The organism is Azospirillum sp. UFLA03-27, from assembly GCF_059803775.1.
The window spans coordinates 1-20,041 of the sequence record NZ_JAUQTX010000111.1 but is presented as its reverse complement, the minus strand read 5'-3'; the positions used below and the strand labels follow the sequence as shown (position 1 = coordinate 20,041).

19 protein-coding genes are annotated in these 20,041 nt (G+C 69.7%); 5 read left to right on the top strand and 14 right to left on the bottom strand.

The genetic code is table 11. From position 1 onward, the window contains the following. From Q4I23_RS17385 to Q4I23_RS17370, 4 genes are all read left to right on the top strand, one after another. A partial coding sequence (locus Q4I23_RS17385) for a FecR family protein (RefSeq protein WP_498527006.1) occupies positions 1-497 on the top strand: 497 nt, incomplete at its 5' end. A 179-nt stretch (positions 498-676) separates the two neighbouring features. After that, a complete protein-coding gene (locus tag Q4I23_RS17380) occupies positions 677-3,148 on the top strand; it encodes a TonB-dependent siderophore receptor (protein ID WP_498527005.1) in 2,472 nt (823 codons plus the stop codon). Then, positions 3,145-3,435 carry a hypothetical protein gene (locus tag Q4I23_RS17375; protein WP_498527004.1) on the top strand — a complete coding sequence of 97 codons (291 nt, stop codon included), beginning with the start codon at positions 3,145-3,147 and terminating at the stop codon, positions 3,433-3,435. The genes Q4I23_RS17380 and Q4I23_RS17375 overlap by 4 nt, the downstream gene beginning before the upstream one ends. Further along, complete coding sequence (locus Q4I23_RS17370) at positions 3,432-4,979, top strand: PepSY-associated TM helix domain-containing protein (RefSeq protein WP_498527003.1); 1,548 nt, start codon at positions 3,432-3,434, stop codon at positions 4,977-4,979. The genes Q4I23_RS17375 and Q4I23_RS17370 overlap by 4 nt, the downstream gene beginning before the upstream one ends. A 106-nt stretch (positions 4,980-5,085) precedes the next feature. Here Q4I23_RS17370 and Q4I23_RS17365 read toward each other — a convergent pair whose 3' ends face one another. Further along, positions 5,086-5,895, bottom strand: a complete 810-nt coding sequence (locus tag Q4I23_RS17365) for an SDR family NAD(P)-dependent oxidoreductase (RefSeq protein WP_498527002.1) — start codon at positions 5,893-5,895, stop codon at positions 5,086-5,088. A gap of 120 nt (positions 5,896-6,015) precedes the next feature. Here Q4I23_RS17365 and Q4I23_RS17360 point away from each other — a divergent pair, with 120 nt between their 5' ends. Continuing rightward, positions 6,016-6,972 carry a GlxA family transcriptional regulator gene (locus Q4I23_RS17360; protein ID WP_498527001.1) on the top strand — a complete coding sequence of 319 codons (957 nt, stop codon included), beginning with the start codon at positions 6,016-6,018 and terminating at the stop codon, positions 6,970-6,972. Positions 6,973-7,059: 87 nt separating this feature from the next. Here the strand turns inward: Q4I23_RS17360 and Q4I23_RS17355 are convergent, their stop codons facing one another. The 13 genes from Q4I23_RS17355 to Q4I23_RS17295 form a co-directional block, all read right to left on the bottom strand. Further along, positions 7,060-8,724, bottom strand: coding sequence for an AMP-binding protein (locus Q4I23_RS17355; protein WP_498527000.1), 1,665 nt, complete (start codon positions 8,722-8,724; stop codon positions 7,060-7,062). A gap of 14 nt (positions 8,725-8,738) precedes the next feature. Next, entirely contained in the window at positions 8,739-9,812 is a 1,074-nt protein-coding gene (locus Q4I23_RS17350) for an SDR family oxidoreductase (RefSeq protein WP_237906591.1), read from the bottom strand. A 26-nt stretch (positions 9,813-9,838) separates the two neighbouring features. Continuing rightward, the gene (locus Q4I23_RS17345) at positions 9,839-10,573 is read right to left on the bottom strand and encodes an ABC transporter ATP-binding protein (protein WP_051658670.1); all 735 of its coding nucleotides are present in this window, start codon (positions 10,571-10,573) and stop codon (positions 9,839-9,841) included. Next, complete coding sequence (locus Q4I23_RS17340; RefSeq protein ID WP_454019751.1) at positions 10,570-12,273, bottom strand: branched-chain amino acid ABC transporter ATP-binding protein/permease; 1,704 nt, start codon at positions 12,271-12,273, stop codon at positions 10,570-10,572. Before Q4I23_RS17340 ends, Q4I23_RS17345 begins: the two co-directional genes overlap by 4 nt. A gap of 15 nt (positions 12,274-12,288) precedes the next feature. Beyond that, positions 12,289-13,152 carry a branched-chain amino acid ABC transporter permease gene (locus Q4I23_RS17335; RefSeq protein ID WP_454019752.1) on the bottom strand — a complete coding sequence of 288 codons (864 nt, stop codon included), beginning with the start codon at positions 13,150-13,152 and terminating at the stop codon, positions 12,289-12,291. Positions 13,153-13,372: 220 nt separating this feature from the next. After that, a complete protein-coding gene (locus Q4I23_RS17330) occupies positions 13,373-14,515 on the bottom strand; it encodes an ABC transporter substrate-binding protein (RefSeq protein ID WP_498526999.1) in 1,143 nt (380 codons plus the stop codon). 75 nt (positions 14,516-14,590) lie between these two features. Then, the gene (locus tag Q4I23_RS17325) at positions 14,591-15,337 is read right to left on the bottom strand and encodes an enoyl-CoA hydratase/isomerase family protein (protein WP_498526998.1); all 747 of its coding nucleotides are present in this window, start codon (positions 15,335-15,337) and stop codon (positions 14,591-14,593) included. After that, on the bottom strand, positions 15,334-15,735 hold the full coding sequence (locus tag Q4I23_RS17320) for a MaoC family dehydratase (protein ID WP_498526997.1): 402 nt from the start codon (positions 15,733-15,735) through the stop codon (positions 15,334-15,336). The genes Q4I23_RS17325 and Q4I23_RS17320 overlap by 4 nt, the downstream gene beginning before the upstream one ends. A 2-nt stretch (positions 15,736-15,737) precedes the next feature. Then, entirely contained in the window at positions 15,738-16,121 is a 384-nt protein-coding gene (locus Q4I23_RS17315; protein WP_498526996.1) for a MaoC family dehydratase, read from the bottom strand. Positions 16,122-16,147: 26 nt separating this feature from the next. Continuing rightward, entirely contained in the window at positions 16,148-16,573 is a 426-nt protein-coding gene (locus Q4I23_RS17310; RefSeq protein WP_498526995.1) for a Zn-ribbon domain-containing OB-fold protein, read from the bottom strand. A 2-nt stretch (positions 16,574-16,575) separates the two neighbouring features. Next, positions 16,576-17,724, bottom strand: a complete 1,149-nt coding sequence (locus Q4I23_RS17305) for a thiolase family protein (RefSeq protein ID WP_498526994.1) — start codon at positions 17,722-17,724, stop codon at positions 16,576-16,578. Further along, positions 17,721-18,569 carry an IclR family transcriptional regulator gene (locus tag Q4I23_RS17300; RefSeq protein WP_498526993.1) on the bottom strand — a complete coding sequence of 283 codons (849 nt, stop codon included), beginning with the start codon at positions 18,567-18,569 and terminating at the stop codon, positions 17,721-17,723. The genes Q4I23_RS17305 and Q4I23_RS17300 overlap by 4 nt, the downstream gene beginning before the upstream one ends. Before the next feature lie 217 nt (positions 18,570-18,786). Continuing rightward, positions 18,787-19,953, bottom strand: a complete 1,167-nt coding sequence (locus Q4I23_RS17295) for an iron-containing alcohol dehydrogenase (RefSeq protein ID WP_498526992.1) — start codon at positions 19,951-19,953, stop codon at positions 18,787-18,789. Between the last annotated feature and the right edge of the window lie 88 nt (positions 19,954-20,041).

Sequence of the window (20,041 nt, the reverse complement as noted above, 5' to 3'; positions counted from 1 at the left end):
GTTATAGTCTCGTGGGCTCGGAGATGTGTATAAGAGACAGTCCCTTCCGGGTCTCCGCCGGTTCCGCCGTCGTGACCGTGGTCGGCACCGCCTTCGCCGTCCGTTATCTGGACGACCGGGTGACGGTGACGGTGCGCCACGGCACCGTGGACGTGGCGCGTCCCGACGGTCCCCCCGTCCGCCTGCGCGCGGGCGAGGAGGTGGTGGTCACCGCGTCGGGCATCGGCGCAGGGCATCCCGCCGACCTGTCGGCGGCGCTCGGCTGGGTCGATGGCCGGCTGGTCTTCGAGGACCGGCCCCTGGGGGAGGTTCTGGAAGAGCTGGACCGCTATTATCCGGGCCTGATCGTGGTTCCCGACTCCCTCGCCGACCGGCGGATCACCGGGAATTACCGGCTGGACGATCCGGTGCGGACGGCGACGGCCCTGGCCGGGCTGGTGCGGGCCGAGACCCTGCGGCTGTCCGACGCCCTGCTGATCCTGCGCCCGCGCCCCTGATCCGCCGGTTTTCCCCTCCACCCGCGCCAAGCCCCGTAAAAAATTTCCGCTTTTCGCGATCCCCGAACGTCAGGTCGACACGGCTTTTAGGAATGCGTCGCATTTGCAATTGGCGGCGCCGGTCTGGCCGGTTGAGACGTCGCGATCATGGGGAAAGCGTTACGATGGGTGCGGGGATCATGGATAAGGGTGCACAGGGGCGTCGGGGGACGGCCCTGCTGCGGGCGGTGCTGCTGTCGTCGGCGATGGCCGCTGTGGGCACGGCGGGGGGCGGCGTCATGGCGGCGCCGGCCAAGACCGCCGAACAGGTGGCTCAGGCGGCGGGACAGACCGCCGGGCAGCGGTTCGACATCGCCCCGCAGGGGCTGGTCACGGCCCTCAACGCCTTCAGCACGGTCAGCGGCTGGGAGGTCGGCTTCCCGGCCGAGGTGGCGCGCGGCCTGTCCTCGCCCGGCGTGTCGGGCACCATGAGCGCCGACGAGGCGCTTCGCCGCCTGCTGTCCGGCACCGGCGTGTCGTACCAGATGACCGGCCCCGGCCGCGCCGTGCTGTCGCGGCCGCAAACCGGCGGGGTGGTGCTGGACCCGGTGACCGTCGAGGGCACGCGCGAGCGGGCGACCGGCCCGGTCATGGGCTACGCCGCCCGCCAGAGCGCCACCGCCACCAAGACCGACACGCCGATCCTGGAAACGCCGCAGTCGATCTCCGTCGTCACCCGCGACCAGATGGACGCCCAGGCGGTGCGGAGTCTGGCCGACGTCCTGAACTACACCTCCGGCGTCACCACCGCCCGCAACGGCGGCTCCTCCTCCTTCGGCGGCGACGGCATCTCGGTGCGCGGCTTCGGCGGCAACGGCACCACCGGTGTGTCCTTCAACGAATATCTCGACGGGCTGCGGTTGAAGGGCAGCGGCTTCCTGACCTCCGGCATCGACCCGTACCTGTTCGAGCGGGTCGAGGTGCTGAAGGGCCCGGCCTCGGTGCTGTTCGGCCAGACCAGCCCCGGCGGTCTGGTCAACATGGTGACCAAGCAGCCCTCCCCCGACGCCCGGCATGAAATCCTGCTGCAGGCGGGCAACCAGAGCCGCAAGCAGGCCGCGCTGGACATCGGCGGCGACGTGACCGGCGACGGAAGGCTCTCCTACCGGTTCGCCGGCGTCGCGCTGGACACCGACACCCAGACCGACATTGCGGAGCGCCGCCGGCTGGCCGCCGCCCCGACCGTGACCATCCGGCCGACCGACGACACCAGCCTGACCCTGATCGGCCTCTACCAGCGCGACAATTACGACGATTCGCCGCTGAACTACCTGCCAGCCCAGGGCACCGTGCTGCCCAACCCCAACGGCACGCTGCCGACCAGGCTCTTCACGGGCGATCCCAACTTCAACACCTGGGACCGCAAGACCATGAGCGTCGGCTATCGCTTCGAACACCGGTTCGACGAGCGCTGGACGGTGCGGCAGAACGCCCGCTACCTGCACAACGACCTCGACCTCAAGCAGGTCTACGCGTCCGGCCTGCTGCCCGACCTGCGCACCACGCGGCGCACCACCTTCTCGGCCCGCGAGCGCGCCCACGACCTGACCGTCGACAACCAGTTCCAGGTGTCCGTCGACACCGGCCCGCTGCGCCACACCGTGCTAGCCGGCGTCGACCACCAGCGGCTGCGGAGCGACACGCTGCGTGGGCAGGCGGCGGCGCCGAACCTCGACCTGTTCAACCCCGTCTACGGGCTGCCGATCGCCACCCCGCCGATCTACCAGAGCACCGCCACCCGCATCACCCAGACCGGCATCTACGCCCAGGACCAGATCAAGTGGGGCGGGCTCGCTGTCCTGCTGGGCGGGCGCAAGGACTGGGCCGAGACGCAGCAGCGCAACCGGCTGAACCAAGCACGGACGTCGCAGCAGGACGACGCCTTCACCGCCCGCGTCGGCGCGCTCTACCTGTTCGACAATGGCTTGGCGCCCTACGCCAGCTATTCGGAATCCTTCGAGCCGACCTCTGGCAGCGATTTCCACGGCAACCCGTTCGAGCCGACCACCGGCCAACAGTACGAGGCCGGGCTGAAATACGAGCCGCCGGGCTCCGGCAGCCTGTTCACCCTGTCGGCCTTCACCATCACCCAGCAGAACGTCACCACGCCCGATCCGCTGCACACCAACTACAACATCCAGACCGGCGAGGTCCGCTCCCGCGGCTTCGAGGCAGAGGCGCGCGTCAGCCTCGCCGCCGGACTGAACGCGGTGGCCAGCTACACCTTCCTCGACGCCGAGGTGACGAAGAGCAACGGCGCCGACCGCGGCAAGCGGCCGGTCGCCGTGCCGACCCATTCGGCCTCGGCCTGGGGCGACTACACGGTGCAGGACGGCCCGCTGGCCGGCCTGGGCGGCGGCGTCGGCCTGCGCTACGTCGGCTTCACCTACGGCGACCCGGCCAACAGCTTCAAGGTGCCGTCCCACACGCTGGTGGACGCCGCGCTGCGCTACGACCTGTCCTATCTGAGCCCGCAGCTCCAGGGCGTTCAGGCGGCGATCAACGCCAACAACCTCTTCGACAAGGAGTATGTCGCGGCCTGCTCGCGGGCGACCAACTGCTACTACGGCCTGCGCCGCACCGTCATCGGCTCGCTGAAGTATTCCTGGTGACGCGAAGCAGAGAGATCGCGCTGCGGGTCGTGACCGCCGTCGTCGGCGGCTACGCCCTGGCGGCGGGAACGGCGGCGGCGCTGTCCCTGGCGCTGCCGGCCGTGCAGGACCGGGCGGAGGCGGTGCTGACCGCCACCATGGCGGCGCTGCTGCCCTGCGTCCTGACCGTGGTGATGGTCTTCGCCGCGGCCAGCGCCTTGCGCGCCCTGACCTGGACCGTCAGCCTGACGGCGGCGGTCTGGGCGGCGGTCTCACTGTTGAAAAGCATGACGGGAACCGGGGTATGAACGGCAGTTTCCGCCTGTCGATGACGTGGCTGCACAATTGGGGCGGGCTGGTGGTCGGCTGGCTGCTGTTCTGCGTCTTCCTGACCGGAACCACCGCCTACGCCCGCTTCGAGATCACCCGCTGGATGCAGCCCGAGCGGGTCGAGGCGACCAACAGCCCCGACGCCGCGGCGGCGGCGATCGCCAGCCTGTGGCGCGAGGCTCCGCAGGCCCGCCGCTGGCTGATCACGCTGCCCGACGAGCGACGGACCGCGACCCAGGTCTACGTCTACAACCCACCCGAGATACAGCCCGCCTTCCGCAAGCTGGCGCTGGAGCCGGCGGACGGGCGCCCCTTGCAGGCGCGGGCGACCTTCGGTGGCGATTTCCTCTATTACTTCCACTTCGACCTGCGCGTTCCCGGCTTAGTGGGACGTTATCTGATCGGCGCCGCCGGGGTGGCCCTGCTGGTGGCGCTGATCACCGGATTCGTCATCCACCGGCGGGTCTTCTGGGATTTCTTCGCCTTCCGCCCCGGACGGTCGCGCACGCGGCTGTGGATGGACGTCCACAACGCCCTGGGCATCATCGTGCTGCCCTACCACGCGCTGATCACCGTGACCGGGCTGGTGCCGCTGATGCTGCTCTACATGCCCTGGGGCCTGCAAGCGGCCTTCGGTGACCGGCCGGCCGCCTTCAACACCGCCGTTTACGCCGAGCCGCCGCCGGCGGCCGCCGCGGGGCGGGCCGCCCCCCTGACCGCCATCGCGCCGCTGCTGGCGGAGGCGGCGCAGCGCTGGGACGGCGGGCGGCCGGGATGGATCGTCATCGACAACCCGGGCGACGCCGCCGCCACCATTCTTCTCAAGCGCACCGACTCCGACCGGGTGGTGATCACGCCGGAAGCCATCCTGTTCGACGGCACGACCGGCGTGGTGCGCGAGGTCTGGGACGGGACGGGCGGAGCCGCCGCAACGCGGGCCGGCGCCTATGGCCTGCACATGATGCGCTTCGCCGACACGCCGCTGCGGCTGGCGATGATCCTGTGCGGGCTGGCCGGCACCGCGATGATCGGCACCGGGCAAGTCTACTGGATCATCAAGCGGCGCAAGCGGGAGGCGACCCCGTCCTTCGGGCTGCGTCTGGCCGACGGCGCCAATCTGGCGGTGATGGTCGGGCTGCCCATCGCCATCGCCGCCTATTTCTGGGCCAACCGGCTGCTGCCCGCCGGGCTGGCCGGGCGGGAGACCTTCGAGGCCCTCGCCTTCTTCGCCGCGTGGTTTCTCACGGCCCTGCACCCGGCGCTGCGCGGCGTCCAGCGCGCCTGGGGCGAGCAGTTGGCGGCGGCGGCTCTGCTGTGGGCCGCCCTGCCGCTGATGAACGCCCTGACCAGCAACGCCCATCTCGGGGTGACGCTGGCGCGCGGGCTGTGGGGCGTGGCCGGCATCGACCTGACCGCCCTGGCGACGGGCGGCCTGTTCGCGCTGTTGGCTTGGCGCCGCCTCCGTGCGGCACCCTGGGGCGTCGACCGCCCACAGGGCGCGCTGGCACGGCGTGGTCTCTGAGCCTCACCTTGGGATGATGATCGCCGGACGGCGTGGCGATTGAGCGCGAGGGCGATCAGCTCAGACACACCGGTGAGGATGCCGAGCGTCAGGAAGGCAGCGGAGGTCAGGCGGAGAGCGGCGCGACGCGGTAGCGCGCGGCGGGTTCGCTGCGGGACAGGTTGGGCAGCATCGCCTGACGGGCGGCCTCGTAGGCGTGCCACTGGGCGGCATCCGGCAGGGCCGGGATGGTCACCAGTTCGCCCGCGTCGAGCCCGGCCAGCGCCGCGTCGACCATGGCGGCGGCGGGCATGACGATCTCGCCCGGCAGATGCTCCACCGGCGTGCCGGCGGTTCCCCAGAAATCGGTGGCCGTGGCGCCGGGCAGCACCGCCTGGACCCGCAATCCCTTGTCGGCCAGCTCGTGGTGCAGCGATTGGGTCAGCGCCAGGACGAAGGCCTTGGCCCCGCCATAGACGCCGTTGAGGATTTCCGGCCCGATCGCGACGATGGAGGCGATGTTGACGATCGTGCCGCGTCCGCGCGCCACGAAGGCCGGCGCGGCCGCGTAGGTCAGCCGCATCAGCGCCGTCACGTCGAGGTCGATCATCCGCTCCATGGCATCGACGTCGGCCGAGAGCAGCGGGGCCGTCGCGCCGACTCCGGCGTTGTTGACCAGCATGGTGATGCTGGCGTCGGTCGCCAGCACCGTCTCCACCGCGCGCCGGTCGGCCTTGTCGCCCAGATCGGCGGCGACAACCTCGACGGAGCGGCCGGTACGGTCGGCGATCTGCGCCGCGAGGCCGGCGAGCTTGCCACGGTTGCGGGCCACCAGGATCAGATCGTGGCCGCGGTCGGCCAGACGGTTGGCGTAGATTGCGCCGATGCCGGAGGACGCGCCGGTGACGAGCGCGGTGCCGAGAGGGGAAAGGCTCATGGGTCTGTGTCCTGTCTGCGGGCCGCGTCGTTGCCGCCCGGCGTGAGACATGTTTAAAACACTTGGCGCTTGGCCTGAATGTCGTATATCCCTCCTTTTCAGCCACGAGAGGATTCCGCCATGCGCATCGGCTTCGTCATCTACCCGGGCTTCCAGATGATGAGCCTGGCTGCGGGTTCGGTGTTCGAGTTCGCCAACATCTGTGCGGGCGATCAGATCTATGAGCTGGTCACTGTCTCGGAGCATGGAGGGGCGGTGCGCAGTTCCACCGGAATGGCGGTGGGCAGCGAGTCCTTTGCCGGGCAGGACTTCGACACGGTGCTGGTGGGCGGCGGTGTGGAGGTGCCCCGGCCGAGCGACGGGCTGCGCGCCTGGATCGCCGGCCGTTTGCCCGCCGTGCGGCGCCTGGGCGCGATCTGCACCGGCGCGTTCGTGCTCGCCGAATCCGGTGTGCTGAACGGGCGGCGCGCCACCACCCACTGGCTTCTGGCGCGCGAGTTGGGGACGCGGTTTCCAGCCATCCAGGTGGAGGAGGACCGCATCTTCATCATCGACGGGCCGGTCTGGAGTTCCGCCGGCATGACCGCGGGCGTCGATCTGGCTCTGGCGATGGTGGAGAAGGATCTCGGCAATGACATCGCACGGTCGGTCGCCCGCAAGCTGGTCATGTATCATCGCCGCGGCGGCGGCCAGACCCAGCATTCGGAACTGCTGGAGATGGCGGCGAAGTCCGACCGCATCGAGGCGGCGCTGACCTACGCGCGGCAGAACCTGAAGAATTCGCTGTCGGTGGAGGAGTTGGCGGGGGCCGCCGCCTTGAGCCCCCGTCAGTTCAGCCGCGCCTTCCGCGCCGAGACCGGGCAGTCCCCGGCCAAGGCGGTGGAGCAATTGCGGCTGGAAAGCGCGCGTCTGATGCTGGAGCAGACGCGGCACCCGGTCGAGGTCATCGCCCGCGAGAGCGGCTTTGCCGATCCGGAGCGCATGCGGCGCGCCTTTCTGCGCGCCTTCGGCCAGCCGCCCCAGGCGATGCGGCGGGCTGCAAGGCAGGACGTGCGATCCACCGAGGCACCCGCTTGACCGGCTGGGGCCCCACATCGGTGGATCGGTGCAGACCCCGCGTCCCGAAGCGCGCCAAGCCCATCACAAGACGGTGGCCTCGTCCTGCTAACCCGCCAACCCGTTGACGACGGGACCTTTGGCGACAGGAACTTTAGAGATAGGACCTGGCCCCGAGGTCACCGCCTCGCGGTCCCAGATCCCGTCGTTCGGCAACGCGCGCAGCTTGTGACGCTCCACTTCGCGCTTCGTCACGGAGCGGGGGAAGCTCTCCACGAAGGCGATGAAGCGCGGGATCTTGAAGGCGGCCATGCGGCCCTCGCACCACGCGGCGATGGCGGCCGGCTCCACGCCGCTGCCCGGTTCGCGGATGACGAAGGCCTTCACGTCCTCCTCCCCCTTTTCCGACGGCGTGCCGACCACCACGACCTCGCGCACGCCTGGACACTGGCTGAGCACGCTTTCCACCTCATAGGCCGAGACGTTCTCGCCGCGGCGGCGCAGCCAATGGGCCTGACGCCCCGTGAAGTGCAGATAGCCGTCCGCGTCCAGATGGCCGAGATCGCCGGTGTGCAGCCACAAATTCGACAGGCATTCCAGCGTGCGTTCCGGCGCGTTGAAATAGCCCGACATGAAGATGTGCGGGTAGCGGGGGCGCAAGGCGATCTGGCCGGTGACGCCCGGCGGCATCGGCTGGTCATCCTCGTCCAGGATGGTCACTTCCGCCCAGCCGTGGGTCAGGCCGTTGGCGCGTGGCTTGGGCGAGTCCATCCGGTTGTTGACGATCAGCACGCCGCCGGTCTCGGTCAGCGAATAGACGTTGACGAAGCCGATGCCGAAGCGCTCCACGAATCGGTCGGAAACGGCGGGCGGGATCTGCCCCGTCACCCCCAGCGAGACGCGCACCCGGTGGTCGCGGTCGGCCGGGCTCTCCGGCTGTTCGGTCAGCACGGTGATCATGGTGCCGATGAGATCGACGATGGTCGCCCCGGTCTCCCTTACCCGCGCCCAGAAGTTGCTGCCGCTGAAGCGGCGGTCGATCACCGTGGGGATGTCGGCGACCATCGGTCCCATCACCCCCAGCATCAGCCCGCCGACGTGGAACAGCGTCAGGATTGAGTAATGCACATCGTCCGGCCGCGTCTCGAACGCCTCGACGTAGCGCATTCCCGCCGCGATCCAGGCGAAATGCGGCAGCAGGGCACCTTTGGGCAGGCCGGTGGTGCCGCCGGTGTAGATGATGACCGCAGGATCGCCACCGGACACCGCCACCACCGGCAACGGATGCCCCGGCTCCAGAAGCTCGGCGAAGGGCGGGAAGCGACCGCCTCCCCTCTCCTCGCCGTCGTCCACCGCGTAGACGCGCATGCGGGGCAGCCGGTCCGCGACCGCCTCGACCCGCTCCGCCAGTTCCCCATCCACCACCAGGACGGCGGGCGTGGCGTTGGTCAGGGTGTGGACGAGATCCTCCCCCACCAGACCGGCGTTCAGCGGCACCCAGATCGCCCCCAGCTTGCCGGCGGCAACCCAAGTCAGCAGATGCTCCGGCGCGTTGCGCAGGAAGCAGGCGACCCGGTCGCCCCGGCGCACCCCCAGCCGGTGCAGGTTGGCGGCCACGCGGCTGGACTCCCCGTCCAGCTCCCGGTAGCTCATCGCCCGTCCGGCGACGGTCAGCCGGGGCGCGCCCCCGTGCTGCGCCGCGCGAGCGGCGACCAGCGCCGGCAGGGTTTCCCATTGCACCGGAACGCCGTGGATTTTGCGCGTGATGGTCATGCGGCGGGCCTCTCTCATTCCGGCAGGATGCGGCGCTTCTGGAGTTCCTGGAGGAGCTCGACGAACATCTCCTCGCTGTCCACGCAGTCGTGGAAGCCCAGCTTGCGGGCCTTGATCGTGCTCATGTGGTGCGGGTTGGGGCGCTGGCCGTAGCCGAACAGGAAGTCGGCGAACTGCCAGGACGGCACCACCTCGGTGTATTTGTAGGGCTTGAGACCGTGCTTGGCGACGACGCGGTCCCAGATCGGCTCATTCTGCGGCATGATGCGGGCCAGCGAGAAGGGCTGCGCCGGCTCCAGCTCCATGCGGAACAGCTCCGCCACCTTGGGGAACACGTTCTCCCAGACATAGACGTCGCCGTTGGCGATGTTGAAGACCTGATTGGCGCATTGCGGACTGGTGCCGGCCCATTCGGCAGCCTTGGCGATCAGCCGGGCGTCGGTCGCCTCGCCGATGCGCGACGCGCCGCCGGGGAAGCGCAGCGGCAGGCCGTATTCCCGCGACACCGCGGCGAAGACGCCGATGGCGGTGATGATGTTCAGCGGGCTGCCGACCGCGAGGCCGCAGACGATCTGCGGGCGCAGCACGCTCCAGCTCCATTCCTTGCCCTGCTGGCGTTCGCTGATCCAGTCCTGCTGGTCGTAGTAGAAGTTGGGGCGCATGTAGCGCTGGTCGCTCTCGCGCGCCGGCTGGCGGAAGGGACCGAGATGGCCGCCATAGGCCTTGGTGCCCTGCAGCAGCGTGATGTGACGCAAGTTGGGCGACACCGCCTCGACATTCTCGACCACGTTCTTCAGCATGGCGAGGTTGGTCTCGACATGGTCCCATTCCGACCAGCCGCGCGTCACGTCGGGCTTCTCGTAGACGGCGGTGTAGCAGATGTTGGTGACGCCCTTGATCTCGCGCAGCTTGCGGCAGTCGTCGGGGTCGCGCAGATCGACGGCGGCCCATTCGGCGGTGGTCTCGAAATCCGGGGTGCGGCGCGACACGCCGCAGACGTCCCATTCCGGGGAGGCTTCGAAATGCTCCAGCATCGGGCGGCCGACGGTCCCCAGCGCACCCACGATCAGCATCTTCTGACGGGCCATGAACACGATCCTTCTGTGCGGAATTCTTAGAAGAGAGTCATCAGGTATTGGCGGTCGCCCAGCGGCTCGGGCGGGCCCTCGTAAATCTTGCGGCCGGTGCGCAGCACGGTGACGCTCTGCGCGATGGGCAGGGCGTGGACAACGTTCTGCTCGACCATCAGCACGGCCATGCGCAGCGCCCGGTTGACCTCGGCGATGGCCTCCATGACGCGCTGGACGAGGTTGGGGGCGAGGCCGATGGACGGTTCGTCGAGGATCATCACGTCGGGCCGGTGCATCAGCGCCATGCCCATCGCCAGCATCTGCTGCTGGCCGCCCGACATGGTGCCGGCGATCTGGCCGGCGCGTTCGCGCAGGATCGGGAAGAGGTCCATCACCGCGTCGCGGTTCGCCCGGATCTCCGCCGGGTCCTGCGCGGTGTAGGCGCCGAGTTCCAGGTTCTCGCGCACGGTCAGGCTGCGGAAGATGCCGTGCCCCTGCGGGACCAGAGCGATCCCCGCCTTCACATTGTCGGCGCAGCGCCGCCGGGTGATGTCCTCCCCCCGGTAGCGCACGGTCCCGGCGGACGGCCGCAGCAGCCCGAAGACGGAGCGCACCAGCGTCGTCTTGCCGGCCCCGTTGTGGCCCAGCAGCACGCGGATCTCGCCGGCCCGCACCGTCAGGTCCACCTCGTGGACCACCGCCCGCTTGCCGTAGCCGGCGCTGAGGCCGCGCACCTCCAGGACGGGTTCGGCGATCGGCATGGTGTGAATCTCGGTCATCCGAAATACCTCTCGGCCAGTTCGCGGTCCCGCATCAGCGTGTCCGGCGGTCCCTTGGTCAGCACGCGGCCCTCGTCGATGAAGACGATCTCGTCGCAGACGCCGCGGATGACCTCCAGATTGTGCTCGATGATGCAGACGGCCTTGTTGGCGCGGGCGAGGTCGCGGATCACCCCGCAGATGCGTTCCACCGTCACGGTGTCGAGGCCGGACAGCGGCTCGTCAAGCAGCAGCACGTCGGCCCCGGTCGCCAGCAGCCGGGCGATGACCAGCAGCTTCTCCTCGGCGTAGGACAGGTTGGCGGCGGTCTCGTCGGCCTTGGCAAGCAGCCCGACGAAGGAGGCGATCTCCAGCGCGCGGGCGACGTTCTCGCGGTCGGCCCGGCGGACGAGGCCGGGGCGGAAATAGACATCCAGCGGGCGGTCGCCCGGCTGTGCGGGCAGGGAGACCAGGATGTTCTCCACCACCGTCAGCTTGGTGAAAAGCTTCAGGTCCTGGAAGGAGCGGGCCAGCCCGGCGGCCACTACCTCGTGCGGCTTCAGTTTCGTCACGTCGCGCCCGCGGTAGAGGATGGTGCCGCCGGTCGGGCGCAGGAAGCCGGACAGCAGGTTGAAGGCGGTCGTCTTCCCGGCGCCGTTGGGACCGATCAGCCCGACGATCTCGCCGCGCTTCAGGTCGATGGTCAGGTCCTTGACCGCCTGGATGCCGCCGAAATGCTTGGACAGCGAGGTCGCGGAGACCACCACCTCTCCCGGCGTGCCGCCTGCGCGCTCAAGCGCGCCCATGAGCGGGCCGTTGGCGGGAACGCTGGACCGCGCGGCCCCGGTCGGCGTGCGGAACACCGTCTCGGGGAACAGCCCCTCCGGGCGCAGCCGCAGGATGACGATCAGCACCACGCCGTAGATCACCTGCCGCACCATGTCGGCGATGTCGCCCGGCACATGGACGAACTTCAGCCCCTCCGGCAGAAGCACCAGGATCGCCGCTCCGGCCAGCGAGCCCCACAAATTGCCCATGCCGCCCAGGATCACCATGGCGAGGATGAGGATGGTCTCCTCGATGGTGAAGGATTCCGGGTTGACGAAGGCGATGTAGTGGGCGACCAGCGAACCGGCGACCGAGGCCAGCCCCGCCGACATCGCGAAGACCACCAGCTTCATGCGGACGAGGTTTTTGCCGACCGCCTGGGCCGCCGCCTCGTTCTCCCGCATGGCGCGCAGCGAGCGTCCGAAGGGCGAGGCGCCGAGCCTCCAGGCGACAGCGCAGCACAGCGCCGCCATCACTGCGGCCAACGGCAGGAAGGTCACCGGGCTGGTCAGCGCCGTGCCGAACAGCGACACCGGGGGAATGCCGGCGATGCCGTCCGGCCCGCCGGTCAGCGGCTTGCTGTTCATCAGCACGTCGATGGTGATGGCCTGCAACGCTAGCGTGATGACGACCAGATAGTGGCTGCCCACCCGCATGGCGGGAAAGGCGACCAGCAGGCCGATGCCGGCGGTGACCACCGTCCCGGCCAGCAGGGTGAGGGGAAAGCCGATGCCGAGCTTCGTCGCCAGGATGCCGGCGGCATAGGCCCCGCTGGCGTAGAAGGTGGCGTGCGCCAGCGCGAAGATGCCGCCGAAGCCGATCAGCAGGTTGAAGGAAGTCGCCAGGATGCCGTAGAGGCAGACCATGACGAGGATGTGGGCGAGATATTCCATGACTGTGCCTCTCCCCTAAGCCCGGCGGACGATGCCGGAGGGGCGGGCCAGCAGGAACCCGAACAGCACCACGAAGACGATGGTGTTCTGCCACTCGGTGGGGATCTGCCACATGCCCAGGCTCTGCACGAAGGCCAGCAGGAAGGCGGCGATGACCGCCCCGCGCAGCGACCCCACCCCGCCGACGATCACCGCGACGAAAGCGACGAACACCGCGCCGAAGCCCATGTTGGGGTTCAGCCCGTCGCGCAGCAGGACCAGCGCCCCGGCCACCGCCGACACGGCCGAGCCCAGCGCGAAGACCAGGATGGACAGCCGCGTGGTGTCGATGCCGATGACGGTGGCCATCTCGCGGTTGTCGGCCATGGCGCGGATGGCCTTGCCGTAGCGGCTGGCCCGCAGGAACAGCGCGATGCCGCAGCCGACCAGCAGCGCCGCCGCCACCTGCCCCAATTGAACCGTCGTGAAGAAGGCGTTGCCGACGAAATGCACGTCGTAGGCGACGCTGTCGACCGTCTTGACCCCGGTGCCGAAGACGATGCCGATCAGGTTCTTCATGACGATGAACAGGCCGAGCGAGGCGACCAGAACGACGAAGGGCGGGCTGCCGCTGATCTCGAACGGGCGGTAGATGAACAGGTAGCAGCCGACGCCCAGCGCCGCGGTGAAGGCGATCCCCAGCAGAACCGCCGCCCAGAAGGGCAGCCCGGCGAGCGCCGCCAGCGCCCAGATGGCGTAGGCGCCGACCGCGTAGACCGGCCCGTAAGCGAAATGCACGACGCCGGTCGTCCCGAAGATCAACGCGAAGCCCATCGCCAGCAGGGCGAAATGCGCGCCGTTGAACAGACCGTTCAGGGTCAGTTGGATGAGCAAATCCATGGAATGGCGCTCCTGTCTCTTTCCCTTCTCCCCCCTGGGGAGAGGGTTGGGGTGAGGGGGTTGCGCATGGCGGGACGTCCGGCAAAAGCTCAACCCCCTCACCGGCCCTCCGGGCCACCCTCTCCCCGCTTTTGGCGGACCGAAGGTCCGCCTGTCGCGTCAGCGCAAACTTCGTTTGCGCGTGAGCGGAGGGGAGAGGGTTACTGCATTGAATCTGCGGCTATTCGCCCGAGGTGAACTTCACGAATGTCTGTTGGCCGTTCTCCAGGCGGAACACCGCGACCGGCTTCTGCGCCACGCCGTTCTTGCGGAAGGTCAGCGTCTTGCCGTAGACGCTGTCGAAGGTCGGGTTTTCCCACAGCGCCTGGACCAGACGCTCGCCGCTGTAATAGTCGCCGCCCTTGGCCTTCGCCCGCCGGATCAGTTCGGCGATGACGTAGACGCCCTCGTAGTAGTTGGCGGCGTAGAAGTCCGGCATCTCGCCGAACTTCGCCTTGTAGGCATCGGCGAAGCGCTTGGACCAGGGATTCTCGTCGGTGGCGGCGAAATAGTCGGTGACGACCTCCACCCCCTCGGCGTGCTTTCCGGCGACCTTGGTGTCCTCGGCGGTCCATTCCATGCAGTAGACCGGCTGCTTCATGCCCAGCTCGCGCATCCGCTTCACCGCCAGCCCGGCCTGCGGCGTGGTCGGCCAGTTGGCAATGGCATCGGGCTGGGAGGCGCGCAGCTTGGCGACCTGGGTGTCGATGTTGGCGGCGTCGGCCTGGAACTGCTCGGCGGCGACCATCTTCAGCCCCATGCCCTCCCACGCCTTGGTGGTGGCGGCGATGGTGGCGTCGCCGAACTCCGACTTGATGGCGATCTGGGCGAGCTTCTTGGCCCCCTGCTCCGCCGCGCGGTGGGCGATGCCGGCGGCCAGATCCGACGCCATGGAGCGGATGTTGAACATGTAGGGGGAGGTGCCGACCGTCTGGGCGCTGACCCCGCCGCCGTTGATCATCATTACCTTCTTCTGGTCGCCGATGGGCATGGTGGCCAGCGTCACCGTGGAGAAGGAGGGGAGCACCGCCTTCACTCCCTCGACGTCGATCAGCCGGTTCATGCCGGCGACCGCCGCCTGGGCGCTGCCGCTCTTGTGGTCCTCGATGACCAGCTGCAGCTTGATGCCGTCGATGCCGCCCTGGGCGTTGATTTCGTCCACCGCGAGCTGCGCCCCGGCGCTCATCACCTTGCCGTAGTGGGGCGAGGCGCCGGTCATCGCGAAGATGCCGCCGATCTTGTAGACCGCTGGATCGGCGGCCAGGGCAGTGGTGGACAGGGCGCTGCTCAGCACGAGTGCTGCGAACAGGGTGCGTTTCGACATCGTTCCCTCCCAGGAATCCGTTGTTCGGGGGTGACGCGGTCCCGTTGGCGGGACTCGTTGCCGTTTCGAAGGAAATCAGCGGGCAAAAGACAGCCCGGACAGCAGCCGCCGGACGGATGGCGCCGCGTGGTTCTCAGCCAGCAGCGGGGCCAGCCTTGCGGTCTTCTCCGCCATCGACGGGCGGTTCTCCAAGCGCAGGATGCGCCGGCCCGCCGCCAGGGCGTCCAGCCGGTCGCGGTAGTAGGCGATGCGCGCTTCGGCCGCCTCGGCGAAGCCGTCGGCGGGCAGGATCTCGGTCAGGAAGCCGAAACCGTAGGCCTGCGCCGCGTCCATCACCCGGCCCCCCACCAGGATCTGGAAGGCCAGCGCAGCCGGCAGCCGTTCCGTCAGGGCGGCGTGGACGAAGGCCGGGTAGAGGCCGAAGCGCATCTCCGGAAAGCCGAACTGCACATCGTCGGCACCCAGCACGAGGTCGCTGAGGCACGCCACGATGCAGCCGGCGCCCAGCGTCCGGCCGTGGACCACGCTGATCACCGGCACCGCCGAGCCGTGCAGCGCCTGCATCGCCGCCCGCAGCGCCTCCTCCTGGGCGGCGAAGGCCTCGGCGCCGCGGCTCATCTCGGCGACATCGCCACCGGCGCAGAAACCGCGTGGTCCGGCCCCGTCGATCACCACCAGAACCGCCCCGGCGGCGGGCGCGCCGTCCACGGCCTCGGCCAGAGCCCGCAGGGTCGCGGTGTCGAGCGCGTTGATCTTCGCGGGGCGGTTCAGGGTGATGCGCCGCAGGTCGCCGTCGGCGCGGACGAGAAGCGTGCCGGTCATGACGCCGCCCTCCCCGTCCCGTGCCGGATGCATCCGGCGATCACCGTCTCGCCATGCTGGTTGTCGATCCACACGTCGTAGCCGTCGCCGTCGGAGCGGCGCTGGCCGCCCGCGGTCACCACGTCGTCCTCGCGCACCGGGCGCAGAAAGCGGATGTCGAGCGTCGCGTCGGACACCGCCGCCTCGCCCAGGCTGCGGCGGACCGATTGCCAGAGCAGGTTCACCGACAGCAGACCGTGGGCGATGATGCCCTTCATCGGCGTCGTCGCCGCGAAGTCGGGATCGACGTGGATCGGGTTGAAGTCGTCGGTCAGCTCGGCGTAGAGCCGGATCGCCGCGCGGTCGATCCGCTTGGTGACCGGGGTCAGGCGGTCGATGGTGGTCGTCCCGTCCGCCATGGTCAGGCCGCCCACAGGATGGTCATGCGGCCGCGGAAGCAGGGGGTCCCGTCCTCCCCAACCGTCTCGGTGTCGAAATGGACCCAGCGGCGGTCGCGCTTCAGTTCCTTTCCGGCGCAGGCGATGCGGGTGGTCAGCCGCTCCCCGACCACCGGGCGGCGCAGCATCTCGTAACGCTGGGACCCGTGGATGTTTCCCGGCGGGCGCGGCACGACGAGGCTGGAATAGGCCCGCATGGTCGCCACCGCGATCATCCCGGCGGGCATCCGCCCGTCCGGCGGGTCGTCGGGGTAGAGGCTGGTCCAGCGCTCCATCAGCGCGTCGGACAGGTGAAGCTCCTCGGCGCCGAAGGCGGCGCCCTCCCGGAGCGTGTCGAACAAATGCATGGATGGTCCCTCCCGAAGGGTTGGGTTCACTCCACCAGGGGCCGGACCTGCGGCAGCGCGCCGCCGCCGGCCAGCGGCTCGAAGAGGACGCGGACGCGCAGGCCGATGCGGGCGTCCGAAAGCGGGCAGTCGCGCAGATTGACCATCAGCCGGAAGCCCTCGTCGAAATCGACCAGCGCCAGGACGTAGGGCGCGTCCGCCTTGAAGGCCGCGGTCGGCGCCCGGTGGACGATGGTGAAGCTGTGGATGGTGCCGAGCCCGGCGGACCGCTCCGTCTCCGGCCCTGGGGCCCGGCATTCGGTGCAGAAGGGCCGTGGCGGAAACTGGACGTGGCCGCAGGCGGCGCAGCGCTGAAAGGTCAGCGCCCCCTCCGCGCAGGCGTCCCAGAAGGCGCGGGTGTCGGCGGTGACCAGCGGAACGGGCTTTGCGGGTAACGGATCGGTCGCGGTCATCGTCAGGCCCTCCCCAGGATCAGCGAGCAGTGGGCGGACAGGATGCCGCCGTCGCCGTGAACGAAGGCGGTTTCCGCCCCCGCCACCTGCCGGGCCTCGGCTTCGCCGCGCAATTGCCGCACCGCCTCGACGATGTGGAACATGCCGCCCGCCGCCCCCGAATGGCCGTAGGACAGCAGCCCGCCGTGGGTGTTGCAGGGCAGGACCCCGTCCAGCTCCAGCGCACCGTCGAGGATCGCCGGACCGGCCTCTCCCTTTGGGAAGAAGCCGATGGATTCCAGCTCGGCCAGCAGGGTGATGGTGAAGCTGTCGTAGATCTCGGCCACGTCGATGTCCGCTGGGGCCAGCCCGGCCATGGCGAAGGCCTGCGCCGCCGACTGCCGGCAACCGAAATCGGTCAGCGACGGCATGGCGAAGGCGTGCTCGTGCGTGTTCATCTGGCCGTAGCCGAGGATCGACACCGCGCGATCCGCATGGTCGGCCGCCGCGTCGGCGGCGCTGATCACCAGGGCGGCACCACCGTCCGAGACGAGGCAGCAGTCGTACAGCCGCAGCGGGTCGGCGATCATGCGGGCGGACAGCGCCTGCTCCATGGTCAGCGGGTCGCGGGCCTGGGCGTTGGGATGGCGGCGCGCGTGGCCGCGCTGGGTGACGGAGATGGCGGCGAGATGCTCCGCCGTGACGCCCCGTTCATACATGCAGCGCCGGGCGACCAGCGCGTAGGCCGCGGGGATCGACATGCCGTAGGGGCGTTCGAACTGCGGGTGCCCAACCTCAGCCAGCGCGGCGACGGCGCCGCTGCGCCCCAGCCCGGTCAGCCGGTTGTCGGCGCAGACCGCCAGCACGTTGCGGCAGATGCCCGCCCGCACCAGCGCCGCCGCCTGCATCACCAGCGCGCAGGCGGTCGCCCCGCCGGCCTGGACGGCGGCGCTGTAGGACGGCGCGATGCCGAAATACTCGTTGAAGACCGACGACAGCATCAGATGCGGCTCGGCCAGCGAATAGGCGCAGAGCACGCCGTCCACCTCGTCCGCCCGCAGTCCGGCGTCGGCCAGCGCCGCGGACGCCGCTTCGGCGTGAAGCGCCATGCAGCCGCTGCCGTCCAGCCGTCCGACGGCGGTGTCGGCGGCTCCGGAGATCACCGGGGTCATCGTGTGGTCTCCCGTGGGGAAAGGGGGGCGGCGGCCCGGCCCGGTCCGGCGAGCAGCCGCCCGATGCGCCGCGTGGTGTCGCGCAGGTCGCCGGCCATGGCCGCGGCCCGCTCGTCGGAGAACTGCGCGGTCAGCCCGACCGCGGACAGGGCCAGGAAGGGACGGCCCTCGGCGTCGAGGATCGGGCTGGACACCGTCGTCACGCCGCGCGTGAAGCCGTCGCGGTCCACCGCGTAGCCGGCGGTCCGCGCCTCCTCCACCTCGGCCAGGAATTGCTCGAAGGGCGGCGGGTTGTCCTGGCGGACGGCGGCGTACTGGCGGCGCATCTCCTCCACCGGCAGGCCGGCGTGCGCCGCCATGCAGCGGCCGAGCGCGCCGACCAGCAGCGGCAGCCGGTGGCCGATCCGCATGTGGATCTGGATGGCCGAGTTGGACACCGCCTGATCCACCAGCATGACGCGGTGGTCGCTGACCCGCAGCCACGCCGTCATCGGCGTCTGCCATGCGGCGGCCAGCCGTTCCAGCTCCGGATGGAGCAGCCGGGTGTAGCCGACCTGATCGAGCGCGCTGCCCGCCAGTTCCAGCAGCCCGGCGCCCAGCCGGTAGGCCTTGCCGACCTCCTCGAACTGGACCACCCGCTCCGCGGCCAGGGTCTTCAGGATGTTGAAGCAGGTGCTCGGGTTGAGGCCGAGCGCGCGGGCGACCTGCGCGCTCGACACCGCCCCGTCCTGCGCCGCCAGATGGCGCAGGATCGCGAAGGCGCTGACCACCGCGCCGACCGGCTTGCCGGCGTTGAACGTCGTCGAAAGGGTGAAGGACTCCCGGTCCTGGTCGTCGGTGAGCATGGCGCGCTCTCGGTTCTCTATTGAGAATTCTATTTTCTATGAAGATTATGAGTGCGCAAATATTGTTGGTCAAACGAATTATCTGTTCTTGGCATTGTTTGAAATGCATACCCCCATAGTCATTTTGCACGGCTGCTCCCCTCCGCCTTCCGAACGCAAAACGGCCCCGCCGGGAGGGGCGGGGCCGTTCGTGCCGTAGGGTTGTGGCGCCTGCGGATCACCAAGCCAGTTCGAGGATCTCCCGGACGTCGTCCTCTCCGGTGATCGGGCGCGGGTTGCTGCGGACCATCATGTTCTGCATCGCCCCGGCGGCGATGGCGGCGAAATGGTCGCGCGTCACGCCGACCGCCCGCAGGCCGTCGGGCTGCCCCAGGGCGCGCACCAGATCGGCAACCGCCGCCGCCGCGTCGCCGTCCTCCCGCCCCAGCGCCTGCGCCACCAGCCGTTGGCGGTCGGCGTTCACCGGGTGGTTCCAGCGCAGCACGCTGGGCAGCATGACGCAGGAGCAATGGCCGTGCGGCACGTTGGCGACGGCGCCGAGCTGGTGGCCGATGCCATGGCTGGCTCCCCATTCCACCCGCCCCAGCCCGGTCGAGGCCAGCCAGACGCCGAGCTGGCTTTCCAGCCGCGCGTCGAGATCGTCCGGCCTCTCCCGGTTGGCGGGGAGGGAGCGCGCCAGCATCGCCAGCCCGTGCAGGCAGGTCGCATCGGTGAAGGGCTGGGGCTTGCGCGAACAGACCGTCTCCACCGCGTGGTCGACGGCGCGGATGCCGGTGGACAGCCAAAGCCGCTCCGGCGTGTGGACGGTCACGGCGGGGTCGAGGATGACCACCTGCCCGCCGATGTACCGCCCGGTGTACAGGTCCTTGACCCGGCGGTCCGGGTCGGTGGCCCCGCCGAGGTTGGAGAATTCGGCGCCCGACAGGGTGGTCGGCACGATGATCTGGCGCAGCGGCGGGTCCTTCACCGCCGGGACGATGCGGGTCCCGTCCTCGGCGACGCGGATGCGCACGGCGTCGAACCCGGCGGTGTCGGTGATGCCCTCGGCCAAGGCGACCAGGGCGACCTTCACCGTGTCCATGGGCGTGCCGCCGCCGACCGTGACGATCAGGTCCGGCCCCAGCCGCCGCACCTCCTCGGCCAGCGCCAGGACGGAGGCGCGCGGCACATGCTCGACGCAGGTGTCGAAGACCCCGGCGCACCTCGTCCCCAGCGCGTCGCGGATGGCGGCGACGACGCCCGTGGCGCGGCTCAGCGTCCGGCTCGCCACGATCAGCGCGCGCTGCTTTCCCAGCTTGGCGACGGTTTCCGCCACCGCCTCCGCCGCCGGGCGGCCGTAGATGACGCGGTCCTGCGCCAGGAACTCGTAGACGCCTGATTGCATGGTGGTTTCCTCCCGTCGTTGATTGGTCCGGCATGGGCACACTTGCCCCTGTCTCTTATACACATCTCCGAGCCCACGAGACTATAAC